Source organism: Acinetobacter sp. YH12086 (genome assembly GCF_013419345.1).
Lineage (GTDB): Bacteria > Pseudomonadota > Gammaproteobacteria > Pseudomonadales > Moraxellaceae > Acinetobacter > Acinetobacter amyesii.
The window spans coordinates 597240-616806 of the sequence record NZ_VPAF01000001.1; the positions used below are offsets into that span (position 1 = coordinate 597240).

General features: G+C 39.7%; 23 protein-coding genes. 10 read left to right on the top strand and 13 right to left on the bottom strand.

The window, feature by feature from the left end; genetic code table 11:
* The first annotated feature begins 75 nt into the window (after positions 1-75).
* The 3 genes from FTU29_RS02895 to FTU29_RS02905 all read left to right on the top strand — a co-directional run bounded on the left by FTU29_RS02895 (position 76) and on the right by FTU29_RS02905 (position 2673).
* Entirely contained in the window at positions 76-852 is a 777-nt protein-coding gene (locus FTU29_RS02895) for a DUF805 domain-containing protein (protein WP_180120251.1), read from the top strand.
* A 191-nt stretch (positions 853-1043) separates the two neighbouring features.
* Positions 1044-1490: a MarR family winged helix-turn-helix transcriptional regulator gene (locus FTU29_RS02900; protein WP_180120253.1), complete on the top strand. Its 447-nt coding sequence runs from the start codon at positions 1044-1046 to the stop codon at positions 1488-1490.
* Entirely contained in the window at positions 1474-2673 is a 1200-nt protein-coding gene (locus FTU29_RS02905) for an MFS transporter (protein ID WP_373423555.1), read from the top strand. Before FTU29_RS02900 ends, FTU29_RS02905 begins: the two co-directional genes overlap by 17 nt.
* A 7-nt stretch (positions 2674-2680) precedes the next feature.
* Here FTU29_RS02905 and FTU29_RS02910 read toward each other — a convergent pair whose 3' ends face one another.
* Positions 2681-3667, bottom strand: a complete 987-nt coding sequence (locus tag FTU29_RS02910; RefSeq protein WP_180120255.1) for a GlxA family transcriptional regulator — start codon at positions 3665-3667, stop codon at positions 2681-2683.
* A gap of 122 nt (positions 3668-3789) precedes the next feature.
* Between FTU29_RS02910 and FTU29_RS02915 the strand changes: the two genes are divergently transcribed.
* Positions 3790-5577 (top strand): acyl-CoA dehydrogenase, encoded by a 1788-nt coding sequence (locus FTU29_RS02915; protein ID WP_180120257.1) that lies wholly within the window; start codon positions 3790-3792, stop codon positions 5575-5577.
* 155 nt (positions 5578-5732) lie between these two features.
* Here FTU29_RS02915 and FTU29_RS02920 read toward each other — a convergent pair whose 3' ends face one another.
* The 5 genes from FTU29_RS02920 to FTU29_RS02940 all read right to left on the bottom strand — a co-directional run bounded on the left by FTU29_RS02920 (position 5733) and on the right by FTU29_RS02940 (position 11104).
* A complete protein-coding gene (locus FTU29_RS02920; protein ID WP_180120259.1) occupies positions 5733-6335 on the bottom strand; it encodes a nitroreductase family protein in 603 nt (200 codons plus the stop codon).
* A gap of 203 nt (positions 6336-6538) precedes the next feature.
* Positions 6539-7030 (bottom strand): hypothetical protein, encoded by a 492-nt coding sequence (locus FTU29_RS02925; RefSeq protein ID WP_078193829.1) that lies wholly within the window; start codon positions 7028-7030, stop codon positions 6539-6541.
* 362 nt (positions 7031-7392) lie between these two features.
* Positions 7393-8787: a class II fumarate hydratase gene (gene fumC, locus FTU29_RS02930; protein WP_078193830.1), complete on the bottom strand. Its 1395-nt coding sequence runs from the start codon at positions 8785-8787 to the stop codon at positions 7393-7395.
* A gap of 195 nt (positions 8788-8982) precedes the next feature.
* On the bottom strand, positions 8983-9990 hold the full coding sequence (locus FTU29_RS02935; RefSeq protein WP_078193831.1) for an SDR family NAD(P)-dependent oxidoreductase: 1008 nt from the start codon (positions 9988-9990) through the stop codon (positions 8983-8985).
* 517 nt (positions 9991-10507) lie between these two features.
* Complete coding sequence (locus FTU29_RS02940) at positions 10508-11104, bottom strand: phosphatase PAP2 family protein (protein ID WP_180120261.1); 597 nt, start codon at positions 11102-11104, stop codon at positions 10508-10510.
* Positions 11105-11405: 301 nt separating this feature from the next.
* Between FTU29_RS02940 and tusD the strand changes: the two genes are divergently transcribed.
* Genes tusD through FTU29_RS02960 form a run of 4 tightly spaced genes read left to right on the top strand, consistent with a single transcriptional unit; the run spans position 11406 to position 12832 of the window.
* Complete coding sequence (tusD, locus tag FTU29_RS02945) at positions 11406-11774, top strand: sulfurtransferase complex subunit TusD (RefSeq protein ID WP_078190984.1); 369 nt, start codon at positions 11406-11408, stop codon at positions 11772-11774.
* A gap of 45 nt (positions 11775-11819) precedes the next feature.
* Positions 11820-12170: a hypothetical protein gene (locus FTU29_RS02950; protein ID WP_180035730.1), complete on the top strand. Its 351-nt coding sequence runs from the start codon at positions 11820-11822 to the stop codon at positions 12168-12170.
* 14 nt (positions 12171-12184) lie between these two features.
* Positions 12185-12472, top strand: a complete 288-nt coding sequence (locus FTU29_RS02955) for a DsrH/TusB family sulfur metabolism protein (RefSeq protein WP_078190986.1) — start codon at positions 12185-12187, stop codon at positions 12470-12472.
* A gap of 48 nt (positions 12473-12520) precedes the next feature.
* Positions 12521-12832 carry a TusE/DsrC/DsvC family sulfur relay protein gene (locus FTU29_RS02960; protein ID WP_078190987.1) on the top strand — a complete coding sequence of 104 codons (312 nt, stop codon included), beginning with the start codon at positions 12521-12523 and terminating at the stop codon, positions 12830-12832.
* A gap of 82 nt (positions 12833-12914) precedes the next feature.
* On the opposite strand, the gene FTU29_RS02965 is transcribed toward FTU29_RS02960, so the two are convergent.
* A complete protein-coding gene (locus FTU29_RS02965) occupies positions 12915-13394 on the bottom strand; it encodes a helix-turn-helix domain-containing protein (protein WP_078191046.1) in 480 nt (159 codons plus the stop codon).
* A 149-nt stretch (positions 13395-13543) separates the two neighbouring features.
* A complete protein-coding gene (locus tag FTU29_RS02970) occupies positions 13544-14443 on the bottom strand; it encodes a LysR family transcriptional regulator (protein ID WP_180120263.1) in 900 nt (299 codons plus the stop codon).
* A 97-nt stretch (positions 14444-14540) separates the two neighbouring features.
* Here FTU29_RS02970 and FTU29_RS02975 point away from each other — a divergent pair, with 97 nt between their 5' ends.
* Both FTU29_RS02975 and FTU29_RS02980 read left to right on the top strand, forming a co-directional pair.
* Positions 14541-14993: a CidA/LrgA family protein gene (locus FTU29_RS02975; RefSeq protein ID WP_180120265.1), complete on the top strand. Its 453-nt coding sequence runs from the start codon at positions 14541-14543 to the stop codon at positions 14991-14993.
* Positions 14990-15700, top strand: coding sequence for an LrgB family protein (locus tag FTU29_RS02980; protein WP_180023606.1), 711 nt, complete (start codon positions 14990-14992; stop codon positions 15698-15700). Before FTU29_RS02975 ends, FTU29_RS02980 begins: the two co-directional genes overlap by 4 nt.
* Positions 15701-15769: 69 nt before the next feature.
* Here FTU29_RS02980 and FTU29_RS02985 read toward each other — a convergent pair whose 3' ends face one another.
* From FTU29_RS02985 to FTU29_RS03005, 5 genes are read right to left on the bottom strand one after another with little or no spacing between them, the layout of a single operon-like run.
* Positions 15770-16516: an adenosylcobinamide-GDP ribazoletransferase gene (locus tag FTU29_RS02985; RefSeq protein ID WP_180120267.1), complete on the bottom strand. Its 747-nt coding sequence runs from the start codon at positions 16514-16516 to the stop codon at positions 15770-15772.
* Positions 16513-17136, bottom strand: coding sequence for a histidine phosphatase family protein (locus tag FTU29_RS02990; RefSeq protein ID WP_180120269.1), 624 nt, complete (start codon positions 17134-17136; stop codon positions 16513-16515). Before FTU29_RS02990 ends, FTU29_RS02985 begins: the two co-directional genes overlap by 4 nt.
* Complete coding sequence (cobT, locus tag FTU29_RS02995) at positions 17137-18189, bottom strand: nicotinate-nucleotide--dimethylbenzimidazole phosphoribosyltransferase (RefSeq protein WP_180120271.1); 1053 nt, start codon at positions 18187-18189, stop codon at positions 17137-17139. It lies immediately after the preceding gene.
* On the bottom strand, positions 18186-18707 hold the full coding sequence (gene cobU, locus FTU29_RS03000; RefSeq protein WP_180120273.1) for a bifunctional adenosylcobinamide kinase/adenosylcobinamide-phosphate guanylyltransferase: 522 nt from the start codon (positions 18705-18707) through the stop codon (positions 18186-18188). The genes cobT and cobU overlap by 4 nt, the downstream gene beginning before the upstream one ends.
* Positions 18704-19378, bottom strand: coding sequence for a 2'-5' RNA ligase family protein (locus FTU29_RS03005; protein WP_373423556.1), 675 nt, complete (start codon positions 19376-19378; stop codon positions 18704-18706). The genes cobU and FTU29_RS03005 overlap by 4 nt, the downstream gene beginning before the upstream one ends.
* Positions 19379-19567: the final 189 nt, after the last annotated feature.

Sequence of the window (19567 nt, forward strand, 5' to 3'; positions counted from 1 at the left end):
TTTTTACTTCGCTATACAATAATGCTGCCCTTTGGGGCATAGATAATAAATTAGATAATTAAAATTGGAATAATAATGACTGAACTTACTTCAAGCGAATTGAATCCGTTTCAACAAGATCAAAATATTCAACCTCAAATTCAAAAAGCCGATCATCCACTGTCTCCTGAAGGACGTTTTGGCCGCCTGTCCTATTTAGCGTGGTTATTTATCATTAGCATGATTTATACCTGTCTATTGGGCATCAGCGTCGCGCTGGGTCTTTTTGCATTTTTCAATTCAGCAGAACGTAGTATTGATGCACTTTTTAATTCATTCTTAGGACTCAGTGCGATCGCTCTGATTGTCGTTTCCATCGTTGCAATGTTTGTCGCAATGATCTGCATTACGATTCGTCGTTTACATGATCTAAATAAAAGTGGTTGGCTCTGTTTAATTTTTCTCATCCCACTGGTCGGTACCATCTTTAGCATTTATGTGATGGCTGCAAAAGGCACCGAAGGTGAAAATAAATTTGGTATTAAGCGTCCAACGGAACAAACAGAGAAAGTTATTGGGTCATTGTATCTAATCCTGATGATTGTTTATTTATTGGTCATGATCCCATTGATGTTCAATATGCAAAGTATGATGAGCAATTTAGAACAAGCGCAATTACAAGAACAAGCAATGATGTCTGAAGGTGAACCTGAAGAATTAACAGATGAACAACTTGCGGCTTATTTAGAGCAAGCTGAATCAGAAGGTGAAGAACTTGCTTATGCAGATGGTGAAAGTGTAGAAATTTCAGAAAATGCAGACAGTTCAGCGGAAGATGCTGCAATTGCAGCTGCAGAAGCTTCTGTAGAATAAACACGTATTGTTTAAGGTATCAATTCAATGATATACATTGAACGATAAGCTTTAAATGAAATGTTATGCAAGAAAACCTGTGCGCACACAGGTTTTTTTTATACCTGATTTTTATGCTTTGAATTGTTCACTTGAATTGAAAATAAATTAGGCGTAAAGTTGCGATAATTTAGTTACCCTAGTTAACTATCATGAATTCCACATTAGGTTTCCGCTCTTCACTTCTACGCTGTGCGCGTTTGATGAGTGATGAAATCAACACGATTTTATTGCCCTATCAATTGAACTATTCGCTTTGGCAAGTCATGTTTGTCATCCGTGAAAAAACCGCTTGTACATCTATTGAAATGGCGGAATATTTAAATGTATCCAAGCCATCCATCACTAAGCGTGTCAAAATTCTTGCACAGATGGATATTTTGGCACATGTGCAAACTGACGATAAACGTCAAAAGAAAATGATGCTCAGCGAGACTGGACGTGAGTTATTTCAGCAATGTGCAAAAGACATAGATGCCTTTGAGCAGCGCCTGATCGCGCCATTAGCTAGCCAAGATATCCAACGCTCCATTCAAATTTTACACCGTGTCATGCAAGAACTTGAACAAAACACTGTAGGTGATGATCATGCAAGATAACGCACCACTTTGGACTCGAAATTTTATTTTAGTCAGCGCCATTAACTTCCAATTGGTTTTAACCTTTTATCTCTTGGTTGTGGTGATCGTGGGCTATGCGGTGGCTGAATTGGGTGCGACTACAGCCCAAGCAGGTTTAGTTTCAGGCTTGTTCATTGTCGGCACATTGGTCGGGCGTTTATTGGTAGGCAAGTTCCTAGAACGCTTTGGACGTAAAACGACACTGATCGTTGGTTTAATTGGCTTTTTAATTTTTTCTGGTTTTTACTTCATTCAGTCTGGCGTCGGCATGTTGCTCTTCATACGCTTTATGCATGGCTTTATGATGGGTATGGCATCAACAGTGCTGGGTACCTTAATTGCCCAAATCTTACCAGCGACACGTCGCGGTGAAGGCATTGGCTACTACAGCATGAGTAGTACGTTAGGTACGGCTATTGGGCCATTTCTTGCAATTTGGATGATGTTACACATTGGTTATCACGCGATTTTTATTGTTTCTACGATTATCGCATTGAGCTGCCTATTGGTTGCCTTACTGATTCAAGTGCCCGATTTACCCAAAATCAATAAACCCCTCGATACTGTTGAAGCCGTCAAAAAACCAAGTTGGATTGCTCAATTTGTAGAGCCTAAAGCATTACCGATATCATTCATCATGCTTTTCGCTTCAATCTGCTATTCAGGCGTTTTGTCTTTCATTAACTTTTATGCCAAAGAAATCGATTTGGTTGAAACAGCCTCGTTTTTCTTTTTGATGTATGCCATTGCGATTTTAATTTCTCGCCCATTTACTGGCCCTTTGATGGATCGTAAAGGTGAAAATATTGTGATCTACCCTGCTTTTGTGATTATGGGCGTAGCATTGGTACTGCTCAGCATCACTCAGAGTTCATGGATGCTTTTACTTTGTGCCGGCTTACTTGGACTCGGTTATGGCAATATTCAGTCGGTCTGCCAAACAGTTGCCGTGAAAAGTGCACCGCTTGAACGAATGGGCTTTGCCACTTCGACTTTCTTTATCTTTTTGGATGCAGGCTTAGGCTTTGGACCATACTTTATCGGTAAATTGCTCGACCATATTGGTTACTCACAATTGTATTTGTATAGCGCATTTGCTGCCTTTGCATGTATGGGTGCCTACTACATTTTACATGGTCGTTATGCCGTTCGAACCGCTTAAACTGTATTTAAACATCAAATCGTCGGCTGAAACGTCGACGATATTCTAAGGGGCTCAGCCCCGTTTTTTTCTGAAATAACCGTCGAAATGAGCTTGGATCACTATAGCCGACCTCTCGCATAATCAGATCTAAAGCGTGTCCCGTTTCTTCTAAACGCTTTCGTGCAGCTTCAATCCGTATTGATTGTAAGTATTGATTGGGAGGAATATCCAAAGCCGCTTTAAAATGTCGAATCAATGTCCTCGTTGTCACATTAAACTGCGCCGCAAGTTCATCTAAGACAATATTTTCATGATAATATTGTTCTAACCAATCTTGAACTTTTTGCACCAAACCATCCTGATGCGGTTTAGATATTTTCAATAATGAATAGGACAACTGACTATCACGACGATAATCCAATACAAATGATTTTGCCGTATGGATTGCCGTTTCAAAACCATAAAAACGTTCTATTAGGTGTAGTCCCAAATCAAACCATGCTAAGCCGCCGCCTGCACAATAGATATTTTGGTCATGGCTAATGAGCTGATCTGCATTCAGTTTCACCAAGGGATAGCGTTCACGAAACATTTGCTGAAAGCCCCAATGCGTCGTTGCCTGCTTACCATCTAAAAGCCCTGCTTCTGCCAGAAAAAAATTACCCGTACAATTTCCTGCGATCAGTCCGCTCTGCAATTGCCGAGTTTTTAATAATTCGATCAGTGCTGCGTTTTGCGCTAAAACATCTAAGATCGGCGCCCCAATAGTTGGGACAATGATGACATCTGCATCTGTTATTTCAGAAAATGCTAAATCTGCATAAAGCTTGATGCCATTGATACATTGCACAGCTTGACCATGTTGTGAGGCAATTTTAACCTGAAATAGCCGCTGCACATTTTGTTTTTGAATCCGGTTCCAACTGACCCCCGCCATTGCAAAGAGATCAACAACCCCAGTAATCGCAGAAGCCAAAGCACCATCAAATGCTAAAATTATGATTTTCTTCATTTAAAGTTCAAATTATCAAAATGTCATTTTTGACTTATTAAGTGTCATTATTGACAATTTTATATCCAAAAATCAACTGCTAGGCTTAAGGCATAAAATTCAACCCGATTAGAGATTGAGCAATGGCGCAGTTAATCAATGACAAAGATTTAAATTTTTTGCTATTTGACGTGTTTAAAGCGCAAGACTTAACGCATTACCCACGTTTTGCTGAGCATGATGCTGAAACCTTCAAAAGCATCCTAGAAACTGCACAAGGTATTGCTCAAGACTTTTTTGCACCCCATAACGCAACAGCCGATCAAAACGAACCAACCTTTGATGGTCAACAGGTTAAAACTATTACAGAAGTCAAAACGGCATGGAAGCAATTTGCAGATGCCGGCCTACTTTGTGCGCAGCATGATTATGATGCAGGCGGTATGCAACTACCGACTTTAATTAACATGGCTGCAAATGCTTATTTCATGTCAGCAAATCCATCGTCAGTGGCTTATTCATTTCTAACCGCTGCGGCTGCAAATGTAATTCAAGCTTTCGGTACGACTGAACAAAAAGATAGGTTTGTACCGCATATGTTCAGTGGTCGCTTTGCTGGAACGATGGCCATGACTGAACCTGATGTGGGTTCATCTTTGGGTGATTTGACCACAAAAGCCATACCACAAGCCGATGGTACCTACCTCATCAAAGGCCAAAAGATGTTTATTTCAGGGGGTGACCAAGACATCACTGAAAATATCGTCCATTTGGTCCTTGCTCGCATCCAAGATGCACCTCAGGGCGTGAAAGGTATATCGCTGTTTATTGTTCCGAAGTTTAAAACCCTGAGCAATGGTTCACTTGCAGGCGCCAATGACGTTCAACTGGCCGGCTTATTACATAAAATGGGCTACCGAGGTACAACATCGACTGTACTGAGCTTTGGTGAAAAAGACCAATGTACAGGCTATCTGATTGGTGAAGCAGGTGCTGGTCTTAAATATATGTTTAAGATGATGAATGAAGCACGAGTCGGTGTCGGCTTAGGTGCAGCCATGATTGGATACCGTGGCTATTTAGAGTCACTCGAATATGCCAAAAACCGTCCACAAGGCCGCTTAGTTTCAGATAAAAATCCTGCTGCGAAACCTGTCAATATCATTCAACATACAGATGTTAAACGGATGCTTTTGGCGCAAAAATCCTATGTAGAAGGCGCACTTGCGTTATGTTTATTTGCTGCACGATTAATTGATGAACATCAAGCCGCTAACAATGATGACAGTGCACTGTTATTAGATTTGATTATCCCTGTCGTCAAATCATTCCCTTCCGCCTATGGACCAAAAGCCAATGATTTAGCCATTCAAGTTTTAGGTGGCGCTGGCTATACCCGTGAATATCCGCTTGAACAATGCTATCGCGACAATCGCTTAAATCCGATCCATGAAGGTACATTTGGGATTCAATCTTTGGATTTGTTGGGTCGTAAGCTTTGGCAGCACAACAGCAAAGGTTTGATGCTGTTATTACAACGTATGCAAAATACGATTGATCAAGCTCAACATCCAAAAACGGAAGCGCTTGCAGCGATTTTTTCAGGGCATTTAAACACCGTGAAGAAAACCACACAAAGTTTGGGACAAGTCCTCGCACAAGGTCGTGTCGATCAGGCGCTGGGTAATTCTGCCTTGTATCTAGACATGATGGGCAAAGTCATCATTTCATGGTTATGGCTTGAAATGGCTAATCAAGCCCTAGTGAAATTTGAACATTCAGATTTAGCTGAAGATCAACAATTCTTAGCCGGTAAATTACAAGCCGCGCAATATTATATCCGCTGGGAGTTACCTGAAATAGAACATCAAGCCAAGTTATTGCTAGAACTTGATGATACTTGCCTCAACATGCAAGAAAGTTGGTTCTAGCCACCCGTTTAGCTCAGTCCTCAATGGGCTAATCTGGACAAGGTTTTCACGGATGAAAATCTTGTCCAACCCTATCTATCTCAATAAAACTGCAATAAAAAAAGGAACTTATTTTTCGTTCCTTTTTTATCGAAATTGTGTGTTATACACTGCAATTATTGAAAGACTTTAAAACGAGCTGCATCATCCATATAGCCTTTTTCTTTCGCTTCACCTTCCACTGAACCAAAAACTAATTGAGCACGAAGTTTCCAATGCGCAGGAATGTCCCATTCAGCATGCACTTGTTCATCCACAATTGGGTTGTAATGCTGTAGTGATGCACCTAAACCTTCGGTGTGCAACGCTGTCCAAGTCGCAAATTGGGCAATGGCAGTTGAGTGTTCTGCCCAAATCGGAAAGTTTTCTGCATAAGACGGAAATTGTGCTTGTAGACCACTGACCACATCTAAATCTTCAAAGAACAGAACCGTACCCAAACCTGCTGCAAAACTTGCCATTTTAGCCGTGGTCTTCGCAGCACTTGCTTCATCTTTTGCATAAGATTTTAATTTGTCAGCGACTAAGCCCCAAAATTTTTCGCTTTCACCGTTAAATAAAATAACAGCACGAGAAGATTGTGAATTAAATGAAGACGGGCTTTGTTTAATCGCTGTTTGGATCAAATTAGTTAAATATTCTGTGCTTTGGCTTACATTGTCCCCAATAGCATAAATAGTGCGACGTTTGCTTATCAGGTCAATAAACTGATTTGACATATAAAATGGTCCTTTAAAATAAAATGTGCAGATGAGTCAGAAACATTTGGAATGATAAGTATCGCAACTTTCCAAATGTTGGAATGCTTCTCCTGCTTGATGGGTCACTATGAAACAGTCACTTGTCGAAGTAAATCTGAAGTTCTGCTGTACATATAAAAAATCCTCCTAAGCGGAGGATTTTTCGACTAACTTTTTGACGTTTAGAATTTTGCTTCTAGTACATTCGCTGACACTTGGTTTTTCCAAAGCTCACGTAACGTCGGTAGATAGAATTTTTCACCTAGCTCGACCAACTCAGCATCAATCAAACCATGAACTTCGTGCATGAATAGATAATCTAGTTCAACAGTTTGTAATTTTGACTGTGCTTTTTTATATTCTTTACGCTTTTGCTGAGCTTTTTTTACCAAGTTATCTGCATAAGCACGGTCTTTATATTGAGCAATAGCATTCAAGCGTAGTTCGATTACGCCCCAACCACTGAGTAGCAATTTAAATTTTTCAAAATCTGTCGTTGTCGATTCCCAGCTCATTTCTTCTAGATTTTCATTTTCAGGCAAAACTGGTAGCAAAAGCTCCATAACACTTGGGAAAATCTTTTTAAAATTCAAAACAAATTTAACAGGATGCTCGCCCGGATAGTCTTTAAATTGAACGTTCTTTTGGACATCTGTCAAATAGATGGTGAGCATTGGGGGAAATCCTTAAATAAAACACTGTCTTGCAAATATTTATTCAAACAAATGTCAAATAGCAACGAAAACAGAAAAAGAAAGGCATTTTAACAAGTGTGTCAATGAATTCAAAGCCCAATCCAATGAATTACTCGCTTCATCATCAGGCCTTTCTTCATTTTGTTCGTTCCCCTATTTTTAATAAATCGTCTGGTTTCTATACATACATTTCAAGATGACTATGATTCAAAAGAATATGTGTTAGCCAGTATTTAGCGATAAAAAAGAATTAAAAAGTTATCCAATAAAAAGAGAGGCTGAGTATGAGTCAGCCTCTCTTTTTATTTTCAAACACTCTAGATGAATGATCTCAAAACTATTTATTTGGTATTGGGTGAAACCATTTGCTCAGGACGAACCACTTCATCAAATTGCTCTGCAGTGACTAAACCGAGTTCTACCGCAACTTGCTTTAGAGTTTTACCTTCTTTATATGCAGTTTTAGCAACTTTCGCAGCATTTTCATAACCAATTACAGGATTGAGTGCCGTAACTAACATTAATGAATCATGTAAGAAATGATCGATTTTTTCACGGTTTGGCTCAATGCCTACTGCACAGTGGTCATTAAAGCTATTACATGCATCACCAAGGAGTTGAATAGATTGCAATAAGTTAAAGGCAATAACCGGCATAAACACGTTTAATTCAAAGTTACCCGATGCCCCCGCAACATTAATGGTTGTGTCATTTCCAAGTACTTGAGCAACCACCATCGTCATAGCTTCACTTTGAGTTGGATTAACCTTACCTGGCATGATGCTTGAACCTGGTTCATTTTCTGGAATGCGTAGCTCACCAAAACCACAGCGTGGGCCACTGGCTAACCAGCGCACGTCATTGGCGATTTTATTTAAACTTACAGCAAGTGTTTTTAACGCCCCCGATGCAAATACAGCAGCATCACGTCCTGCAAGTGCTTCAAATTTGTTGGGTGCAGTTACAAATGGCAGACCCGTTTGTTTCGCAAGTTCTGCTGCCGCTTTTACAGCATATTCAGGATGTGCATTCAGACCTGTGCCGACCGCTGTACCACCTAGTGGTAATTCATACAGTCCTTCTAAAGCTTGATTTAAACGCTTCAAACCATGATCGAGCTGTGAAACATAGCCGCTAAACTCTTGGCCTAATGTTAAAGGCGTTGCATCCTGTAAATGTGTACGGCCAATTTTAACAATATCTTTAAAATCGTTAGATTTAGCTTCTAAGGTATTACGCAGTTTTGTTACTGCAGGAATTAAAAGCTCATTGATTTGTAGACTTGCAGCCACATGGATTGCAGTTGGGAAAGAATCGTTGGTCGATTGAGCACGATTGACATGATCATTTGGATGGACAGGTTTTTGTGAGCCCAACGGATTACCCAGTTTTTGATTGGCAATATTGGCAATTACCTCATTACAGTTCATGTTACTTTGCGTACCTGAACCCGTTTGCCAAACTACCAGTGGAAATTGTGCATCCCACTGCCCTGAGATCACTTCTTCGGCTGCATTGACGATATAACCAGAAAGTTCCTGAGGGATTTGACCCAATGCTGCGTTAGTAATCGCTGCTGATTTTTTAACGAGACCCATTGCACGAATCATTGGACGTGGTAAACGTTCACCACCAATTTTAAAGTTTTGCAAACTACGCTGTGTTTGTGCACCCCACATCGCATCGCTAGGTACTTCAACATCGCCCATTGTGTCATGTTCAATACGTGTTTGCATAAATGACCTCATATCCTTATCTATAAACTTCAACGTCTATGCAGAATCAAATTCTGCTGATAAATACAGTTTAGGTAACTTGCCTAGACTTGTAAATAATAACCATTATCAATTATAAGTGGTTTAGATAATCTTTATCGTGATTTTATAAAGAAAATCATGCACGATGATTAAATTTACCCAATACAAGACGAGTTAATTCCCTCTTAATGTTTGTTGATAGAAACGCCATTCATCTTCTAGCATTTTCTTTAAATCTTGTTCAGGCTGCCAATCAAAAGTACTTTTCGCTTTCTGTGTACTTGCCCCAAGCTGGTCATATTCATGGCTTGGGTAAAAACTAGATTCGACCGTCTTAATCTCCGCCTGTGTCACTTCTGAAAGCGTATCCAACAGTTGCTGTATCGAAACCAACTCACCTGAAATATTAAAGGCCTCACAGGCAAACTGTTGCTGTGACAACCATTGCAAACATTGCCACACCGCCTTACAGCAGTCGAGTACATGCAAGAAACTCCGTTCCACAGTACCATCTTCAGTTTTGGCTTGTTTGCGAAGTTCGATAAAGTCTCGTTGTAAAGCCCCGACTTGCATCGCAAGCGGCACAATATTTTTTGGCAATGGCGCAACAAACTCACCTAAAACTGCATGTTCGAATGCACCTGCGACGTTTCCTAAACGCAAAATCGCAATTTTCCACTCATTATCAGTACGTGCTGTATCCCGTATAATTTCTTCCACCATTTGTTGAGATTTCACATAGGGATTTGGATAGGTAAAATTGATTTCTGTGTCTTCTGTTAATTCTGCCGACGACTGTCCATATACCGCTAAACTTGATAAATGGATCAGTGTTCGTACACCTGTTCGCTGCATAGCACGCAGCAAACTCATGATACAACTGACATTATCATTATAATATTCAAGTGGTTTAAGGACGGATTCTTCCAATGACTTAAAGCCTGCCGTATGAATGACAGCATCGACGTTATATTGTTCAAATACTTTATTGAGTGCGGGAGTATTGCGAATATCGAGTTTGACAAAAGGCACATACATACCTGAAATAAATTCTAGTCGTTCAAGTGTTTGTAAATTCGCATTGGATAAATTATCCACAATAATGACTTCTTGACCTTGAGCCATTAAACTCAAGGCTATATGTGAGCCTATAAAGCCTAAACCACCAGTCACTAAAATCATTGTTTAGATACTCCTTATAGTTATCAAGCTTTTACAAATCTTTGGCATCATCTCGGTGTCGTCACCAACTTATCTACAGATCTAAATTTTGAAACTTCGCCTCAGCATTTTTCATGAGCCGAACAATCTGCAAGAGCATTCTTGTTTTATCTTACTGCTTTAGAATTTTGACTGTGTTGCAGTTATGGATATTAACTGTATTTGATTTACGACAAATGACCTAGCTAACGATCAATTTTGAAGACATCACAAGTTTTCGTGGCATTTGAGTTGAAGGCTTTTTGAAGAAGATATTTAATAATAGTTACATTGCGAAGCATATTAGACAGCAACAAAATATTAGAAATGATCTTGATCGAATGAGCAAATAGAATTGAGCAGTCTGACTATTTTTGAGGTCGAGAAGCAGGATGTGAACGCCAGATGAATCATCATAAATATTCATCTGGCAAGATATTGGCAATGTAACTATAGCAGCAACAAACTTTTGAAATCGCAAATATCTAAGCAACTTAATTTAGCGGATATAGCCTTTTTTGATCATGGCTGAAAATAAAAATTCATAAACTTTTAAGATCATGCTCACCAAATAAAACCCATATTTTCGCCATAAAGACAGTCCGACAAAATTAAGCAAAACAGCAATGATCAACGCGCCTGCCATATCCATTGGATAATGCACACCCAAATAGACTCTCGACCACGCCACAAGAAAAGCGAATGCGAGAAATACATAGCCGACAGCTTTTTGCTTTGAAAATATATAAGAAAATGCAATCGTGCTAAAAAACAGCATGTGATCACTCGGGAATGATCCATTCGGTGAATGTTCTATAATCGTGCGTCCAACGTCCAAGACAAAGGGTCTAGGATAGTAAAAGAAACTTGAAATCACTTGGCTGATAAGAAAAGCGACGATTGTAAACACAGTGGCTTTAACGATTTGTTTTTTGGTGTCAAAATTGCCTTTAAACCAAGCCAAAAACATCAAGAGAATCACGATATAAAATAGATCATTGGCTATAAATATAGCGAAAGAAATGGTGAAATCTAAAGCATTGTCCGAAGCATTGATTGAATTAAATAAACTTAAGTTAAATTTCTCTATATTCATGAGTTGGTTTAAAAAATGAAAAGATCATAGCACTCTGTAAAATCAAAAATTGCGTTTTATTCATATAAAGATTTTTCAGTATGTAACCGCACAATTTATTTATGAAAAGTGATGGCTTGAGGCTGAATCCCAAATAAACCAAAAGTTATATTTGAAGAAAAATTGGCAATGACTTCGCTGCCTAAATAAGCAAAACTTTGCAAATATTCAGATCATTGAGTAAATCATTGTATACTAGCTTTTTCTTCTGAACTCAGAACAAACTGTCGATCTAGACCGTTTATTCATTTAGTGAATTTCGATGAGTACTCTATTACTAATTACCTCCTCACCCACTTCGATATTGGCTTGGCATGCTTTGGGTCTTGCCCAAGCGCTGAAGCAAAAAGGCGAAAACTTTCGAGTTTTTTTCTATCAAGATGGTGTAAATGTGGCAAATGCCCTGCAATGGGTGCCAGATGATCAACGCAAACTCAGTAGTGAATGGCAAAAACTCGGCATTCGTTTACCTGTTTGCGTAAGTGCAGCTCTCGCACGTGGGATCACAGATCAGGAAAATGCACAGCGTCACAATATTCAGCAACATAATCTAGCTGAGCAATTTGAACTTGTGGGCCTAGGCGAACTTGCCGATGCCGTCCAAGCTGCTGACCGTTTATTGCAATTCTAAGTATTTTGATTGCCGCGCATTTGTAGCATTGAAAAGGAAAATTACGTGAAATCTGTACTGGTTGTTTTAACCCATGCAAATCTTGCAAGCTTACAAGTACATGAAAGTCTTTCTGCGACCATGGTGCTTGCAACCTTCGGTTGTGACGTTAAAGTGTTGCTTAAAGATGCTGCCCTAAGCTTACTTCAAGCAGAACAAGAGTTTAGTCAGTTCAAGCATGCATTTAAACTTGCTTCAAACATGGTTGATAGCTTTGAGTTTTATGATCTCACCCCGATTTATATTGAACAAAAAAATTCACAGCATCCATTTGTGATCAACAGTGAACAAGAGCTTGAGTTTGTTCAATTCAATACTGAATTGATTCAACAATTTGATCATGTATTGTATTGGTAAAAAGAGGAATGATGATGTCAAATTCTACGCTGTATTTAGTCCAAGCCAGCTATGCCAATACCTTACAGCACATCCAGCAGTTAGCCAGTTTAATCAACCCTGAAGATGCAATCATCCTGATGGGTGAAGCAGTCTTACATATTGCAGATGAACAAATTCAGCAATTTGGCACATGTTATGTACTTGAAAATGATGCTGAGATTTTAGGTAAAAGTATGAATTATAGTCATATGAAAGTGATCGACTATGCCGCTTTTGCTGATCTATGCCTGAGATTTAAAAGATGTATTTCACTCAAATAATTTGAGTAAAAGCGATCCATTACTACTATCTTCTCTTTTGGAATGAATATGAATCTTGAATTAGACCAAGATGGCCATTTGGTGGATTACACTATTTGGAATGAAACTGTTGCCCAAGAACTGGCTAAAAGTTTAGAACTTGAGTTAAGCCCTTGGCATTTTGAAGTTTTACAAGCTGTGCGACAGTTTTATCAACAGTTTGGTCACTCGCCGGCAACTCGCCCACTCATTAAATTTTTAATGAAAACGGTGAGCGCTGATATTAATAATGCGGTGTTACAAGACAAATTTAACACGGGTTTGGTCGCTCGGCATTTAAGTCGTTTAGCGGGCATCCCTAAGCCTGCAAATTGTTTGTAATTTTAAAGCAATCTAAATACTGCTTAGGCTATTTTGGCTAAATAGATGCAAATCAGCATCTTGAAGAAAGCCATAAAACAGCTTAGGCAGGTTTTAATTGGTTGAGAGCGATGTAATAGGCTTGGGTAAATATAGGTTTGACCTGTTTGGCTTGGATCGGTTCAGCACAACATGAGCACACTAAAACCGGTTTAAATTTTTGCCCACATGCCTGATGCACATATTCAACTGGAGATCCCAAGCCCTGATCCATATATTGATCGGCCCAATGGGTCATAGCTAAAAGGATTGGATACAAGTCTAAGCCTTTTTGCGTCAGTCGATATTCAAAACGTTCCTGACGCTCGACATAAGCAACTTTGGTTAAAATACCTTCTTCAACCAAACGCTTTAATCGGTCAGATAACACATGACGCGTCACACCGAGATTTTGTTGAAAGTCATCAAAACGTCGAATGCCCATAAATGCATTACGGATAATCAACATGGTCCAACGATCCCCTAGCACTGAAAGCGCACGAGCGATTGAACACGGTTGTTGACCAATATCATCCCATTTCATTTTATGAACCATCAAAAATAACGACCGACACCCAATTTAATTCATGCCTGTTGATTTTGCAAAATCCTTTTCAATAATCTTTGATGTACAAATCATAAATCCACCTTCATTTCCTATTATTTATTTCATCGGATTGATCTGCGAATAAACTAAAAATGTATTTTGTCTTTATTGTCTTCAATTATTTCTAGCCAAGCACGCGTTGCGGGACTCATGGCAACAGTGGTATTCCAGGCCATACTGAGCTTCCAGTCTAGGTTTGGATTTTCTAATTCAGCCACATGGTATTTTGCCGCATCAAGTTGTTCACAATAAATTTTAGGCAGAAGTGCAATCCCGACATTTGAATCTACCATTTTGGCGATAAAGTCCCACTGGCTACTTTTACACACTACATTGGGCTCAAATCCGACGTAATTTGCCGCCTGTATAATGATGTCATTGAGTGTGAAGGTATCGTCATACAATAAAAAGGATTCTTCTTTTAATTCAATCAACGAAACGTTTTTTCGCTTACGCCACTGTGAGTTTTTTTTAGATAATAAACATAAAGGTGACTCCATCACTGGAATACCACTTAACACCGGTTTCAAGTGACCCAAAATGATCCCGACATCGACCTGTTTTTTTAAAATGGCATTTTCAATACCTGTTGCCCCTACCTCAAAAAAGCTCAATTCAATATTCGGGTATTTTTTATGAAACAGCGCGATTAACTGACTAAACATCACCGATGCCAATGGCGGTAAACCTAGAGTCAATTTACCTTGTTTTAAGGCACGAACTTGGGTGACAGTATCAAGCATCCGTTGTTGTTCATTCAATATCACTAAAGCATGCTGATAAATCTGCTCTCCCATATAGGTGAGCTGCGCTTCCCTTTTACGCCCTGCTTCACCTTTATGAAATAAAGGCACGCCGATCTCATCTTCTAACTGACGAATTAATTTGCTAATCGTCGGCTGAGTGACAAAAAGCGCTTCAGCTGCATGACTGAAACTCTGTTTTTGCACGATGGTCACAAAGACTTTTAGGCTTTTAATGTCCATTATTATTCCATTCAAGCATAATTAATAATTAATTATTCATAATTATACAGGTTATGCACTTTTAAAATAGCGTCATCTCCTATTCTGCTGTTGTCTCATGGATACGTTTCCACAATCTACTTCCAAATTTACCCAGTTTCTTAAAACTTTAGCGCAGATAAGTTTATTGATATTGATCTGGTGGATCGGCTCTTGCATTCAATCATGGTTTAACTTGCCGATCTCTGCTGGCGTGATTGGTTTATTGCTGCTATTAGCTGCATTGTTGAGTGGTTTATTTAAAATGCAGTGGGTCAAACAAGGCTCAGATTTTATTTTGGCTGAACTGGTTCTATTCTTTATCCCCTGTGTAGTTGGATTAATTAAATATCAAGATTTATTACTCAGCTCTGGCTGGCAGTTAATTTTAGCCGTGGTACTGGGTACCGTCTGTGTCATGGTGTTTACAGCATTTACGGTTTATTGGGGCTTTAAACTCGAGGCAAAACTTAAAGCGAAACACCAAACTGCGACAGATCATGATGTCAACACAGCAGGAAAAACCTTATGAACGATTTTGGGTTGAACAGCATCTCTGTATTGTTTTTCGTCCTGACCCTAATCGGTTATATTTTGGCGAAAAAGCTACATCGTAAGTTACCGTATATGGTTCTTTCCCCTGCACTATTCGTCCCGTTTGTGCTGATTATACTCATGCTTTGCTTTCATATTTCATATGACACCTATATGCAAGAAAGCCAATGGATTGTATGGATGCTCGGCCCTGCCACTGTGGCCTTTGCTATTCCCATCTATGAATATCGGCAAATTATCCGTCAGCATGCGCTTAGCATTAGTTTGGGCATCGTGATTGGTATGTTAGCTGGGATTATTAGTGCTTTTTATTTGGCACAGTTGTTTCAGTTTGACCAAGAAACGTCTTATAGCTTAATGGCACGTTCCATTTCTACGCCCTTTGCCATGGAACTTACCTCGAATATTGGAGGTTCAGTAGAATTGGTGATTCTATTTACCATGATTACTGGGATTGCCGGCGTGGCTATGGCTGACCTAGTTTTGGCTGGGCTTAAATTGCATTCACGCTTTGCACAAGGTGCGGCTCTTGGCAATGCTGCACACGGATTTGGTACAAGTAAAGCATTATCACGTCATAAAGAAGAAGGTGTTGCAGCCTGCTTGAGCATGGTACTTGCTGGGGTCTTTATGGTATTGCTTGGGCCATCACTTATTCATTTGATTATTTATCTATTAGGATAAAATAAAAAGCCCAGTGCAATACTGGGCTTTTTTTAAATCAGGAGTTAAATCATTTCACTGTAAAAAAAACTAAGCAATTACATAATGTAGTGCTATGACAAACGCTAAAAGACTCGTCACTTCTGTGATTTCAATCGCAGCACCAATTGTATCGCCCGTCACGCCACCTATACGCTGAATAAATTTCCATCGTAAATACAATAAAGTACAAATAAATGTAAGAATACTGACCACTCCAGTCCAGCTAAAATACAAACATGCACTTAGGCAGAGTATAAAGACCAGGTATGCCGACTTTCGTGGAATAGTTTCTGCTATCGATGAGCCTAAGCCTTTTTCACGGACATACTGAGTTGTTAAAAACAAAAATAATGGGGCTAAACGACCCAAGACTGGAAATACAATTAATGCCAAATACATTTGTTGTTGTAGCAAAACATAAAGTGCCGACCATTTGAGTAAGCAAATCACGAGGAGGCTCAACACACCAATCGGCCCACATGCAGGGTCTTTCATGATTTTAAGTGTACGCTCGGCATCACCAAAGCCACCGACCCACGCATCTGCCGTATCAGCTAAACCATCTAGATGTAATCCACCTGTGAGCCAAATCCAAACTACCAGCAAAATACTGCTGAGTAAGATAATCGGCAGACTATGCAATGTAAAAGCAAGCAAGGCAAGAATGCAACCGATCAACAATCCCACCGCTGGATAAAACAACAAAGACTGTCCATTTTGCTGTTTCGATGGCATCGCTTTAAGTTGAATAGGGAAAGTCGTGAGAAACTGTAGAGCAATCCAAAAAGGTGTCATTCACTTTGCTCCAAAAGACGAATATTTGTACGATTTTGCACAATGAATGAATTTAATTGTCCCAATTCAGCAGTCATTTTTAATAAATCATCTAAGTGACTTTGCTGTGCCATACATTTTAATAATTTAATCACGCCACCATGGGAAACCAATAAAACGCGTTGCCAATGATGCTGTTGAGCCTGCAAGACTAGCTCATCTAGACCGCTTAAGATCCTTTGTTGAAATTGCTGAAGACTTTCTGCATTCGGTGGCGTAAATGTGCTGGGACTTTGCCAAAACTGTGCGAGTAACTCTGGAGTGTTTTCATAGATATGCTTGGTTGATACCGCTTCCCAGTCGCCAAAATGCATTTCTTGAAACTTCGCATTTTCAAACATTGGACATTTAAGTTGTTGAGACAAATCTAAAGCAAATAAACGGCAGCGCTGTAAGTCAGAAGTGATGATGACATCCCAGCTCGCTAAACCATGTGTATGTATGACGTTCAATACATCATCTATGGTCTGCTGCATCTGCTGCCAACCTTTTTGCGTCAAAGCATCATCTGTAGAGCCACGTAAGGTATGGCTCAGTTCAGTCTCACCATGACGCAATATATCTAAACGGAAATGTTCCATTTAAACTTTTTCACCAATCACAGCAGCTTGCGCGAAAGTTGCCATATTGTTATGTAAACGACATGCCAAACGAATTAAACCCAAGGCTGCACCGGCACCGCTGCCTTCACCTAAACGTAAATTCAACTTTAAGAGTGGTTCAGCTTCAAGGGCTTGAAGTAAACGTTGGTGCCCATATTCAGCCGATTGATGACCAAAAAGCATCCATTCACGTACAGCAGGATTTAAACGAACAGCGACCAAGGCAGAAACCGTACTAATAAATCCATCCACGACCATTGCTAGCCCCAATTGCGCACAGCGAATGTATGCTCCAACCATCGCGGCAATTTCTAAGCCACCAACAGCACATAGGGCTTTAAAGACATCTTGGCCGACATAGTCGTGATGTAAAGCCAAGGCCTGATCAATCACTTGTTTCTTATGTGCCAATTGTTCAGCACGAATACCTGTACCAACACCTGTCAATTTTTCGGCCGGCTCATTAAATAAAAAACATGCAACAGCAGAAGCAGAACAGGTATTGCCAATGCCCATTTCCCCTGCGACATAAATTGACGCACCTGCAGCGATAGCATCTTCAACACTTTTACGGCCAAGATTCATCGCTTCAATACATTGTGATTCGCTCATCGCAACAGTTTTAGCAAAATTTGCTGTACCCGCTGCAATACAGTAGCGCTCTACCCCTGCATATTCATAAGCTTCGCCTACCGAACCACAGTCAATCACTTGTAGTTTGGCTTGATACTCACGTGCAATGACACTAATACATGCACCACCGGTCGTGAAGTTTTGTAGCATTTGGCGTGTGACAGCTTGTGGGTAGGCCGAAATATTTTCTTCCATCACGCCATGATCACCTGCAAAGATGGTGATCCATGGGAAATCGATATTAGGCTGATCCGTGTTTTGTAATGATGCAAGTTGCACCGCTACATTTTCAAGTTCTGAAAGCGAGCCCGTAGGTTTAGTTAGCTGTAACTGGTGATTTACCGCCTGTTGCTTAGCTTCGATACTCGGATTTTGACAGGGTTCTTGCCACCAGTTCATGCTTTATCTCCTTTTAAGATCATTGGAAAACCTGCAACACAAAACACCACATGGCCAGCAATTTGACCAATTTTTTGATGTAAGCGCCCAGATTCATCGACGAATTTTCGACTGATTTGTCCCATGGGAACAACGCCTAGTCCAGTTTCGTTACTGACTAAAATAATGTCTGACTTTAATGTCGGTAGCACCGTAAGTAATTTTTGGCATTGTTGCTGTTGAAAGTCTGCTTGTTCATGCATCAATAAATTACTCATCCACAGCGTTAAACAATCGATAAGAATGGTTTGATGAGCTTGGTCTATTTCAACTAAGCGATCGGATAAATACAAAGGCTCTTCAATCAGCCTCCAATGCTCTGGGCGGTCGGCTTGATGATGCTGAATTCGCTCCTGCATTTCCTCATCATATGCTTGTGCTGTAGCCACATAGATCACGGCTTGAGCACTTTCTTTTGCTTTTTGTTCTGCAAGTCGGCTCTTACCTGAACGTGCCCCACCCAAAATGAAATGAATCATGACTGTGCCATCTCTATATTTTGTCTGAACTGATGTTGATAATAAGGACTTAATATCCCTTGTAGTACTTGAGCCTGATAATGACCAAAAGTCAGTTGCTCGCTTTCAAAATCAAAGCTGTGCTGTTCAATTTGTTGGATTCTTTCAAAAATATCATCGCTATTCCATGCCTGTTTATACAAGCCCAATGTGATATGCGGACAATATTCGATTGGTGCAATTTCATTCGAAGTTAAATTCAAAGCTTGACGTAGATGGTCTAACTTACGATCTACATCCACAATTTCAATAAATAGCGCGCTTTGAAAGCTATTGATCTGACCTGTACGTAACCGAATATTAGATAGCGATAACCGTCGAAGTTGTTGTTGGTGCAGTGCCAATTCATCTGCTGAGAAATTATCATTCCATCGTTGTTCAACATGATCGATTAATTGGGTTTTATTTAACTCTTCAAAAAAGCCACAAATAAACACAGTGATATGAAATTGGCGCGTATTCGGTGTGTATAAAAGATCTGAAAACTGCGCTCGAAGTGCTGTGAGATACGCCAATAATTCAGGATCCTGTATTTCTATATACCACAAAGCATAGTGCTGACGACCTTGATGCCAATCGGGATAATCCTGATTGAGCGTCGGTACGACTTGCATTGAGGGTTTTAAAAACACAGATAAATCACTTTAAATTCAATCTGCTTTATTAAAGCATGAATCAAAACAGACTTTGCCCAATTTTGATTTAGTAATATTCATTTAAAGCTGAAATTCATTCATCTAAATCATCTTTGTAAGAAAAAAATGCCGAGTCATACTCAGCATTTTGATTCAATATATATTGCGCACAGATAAGCATTATAT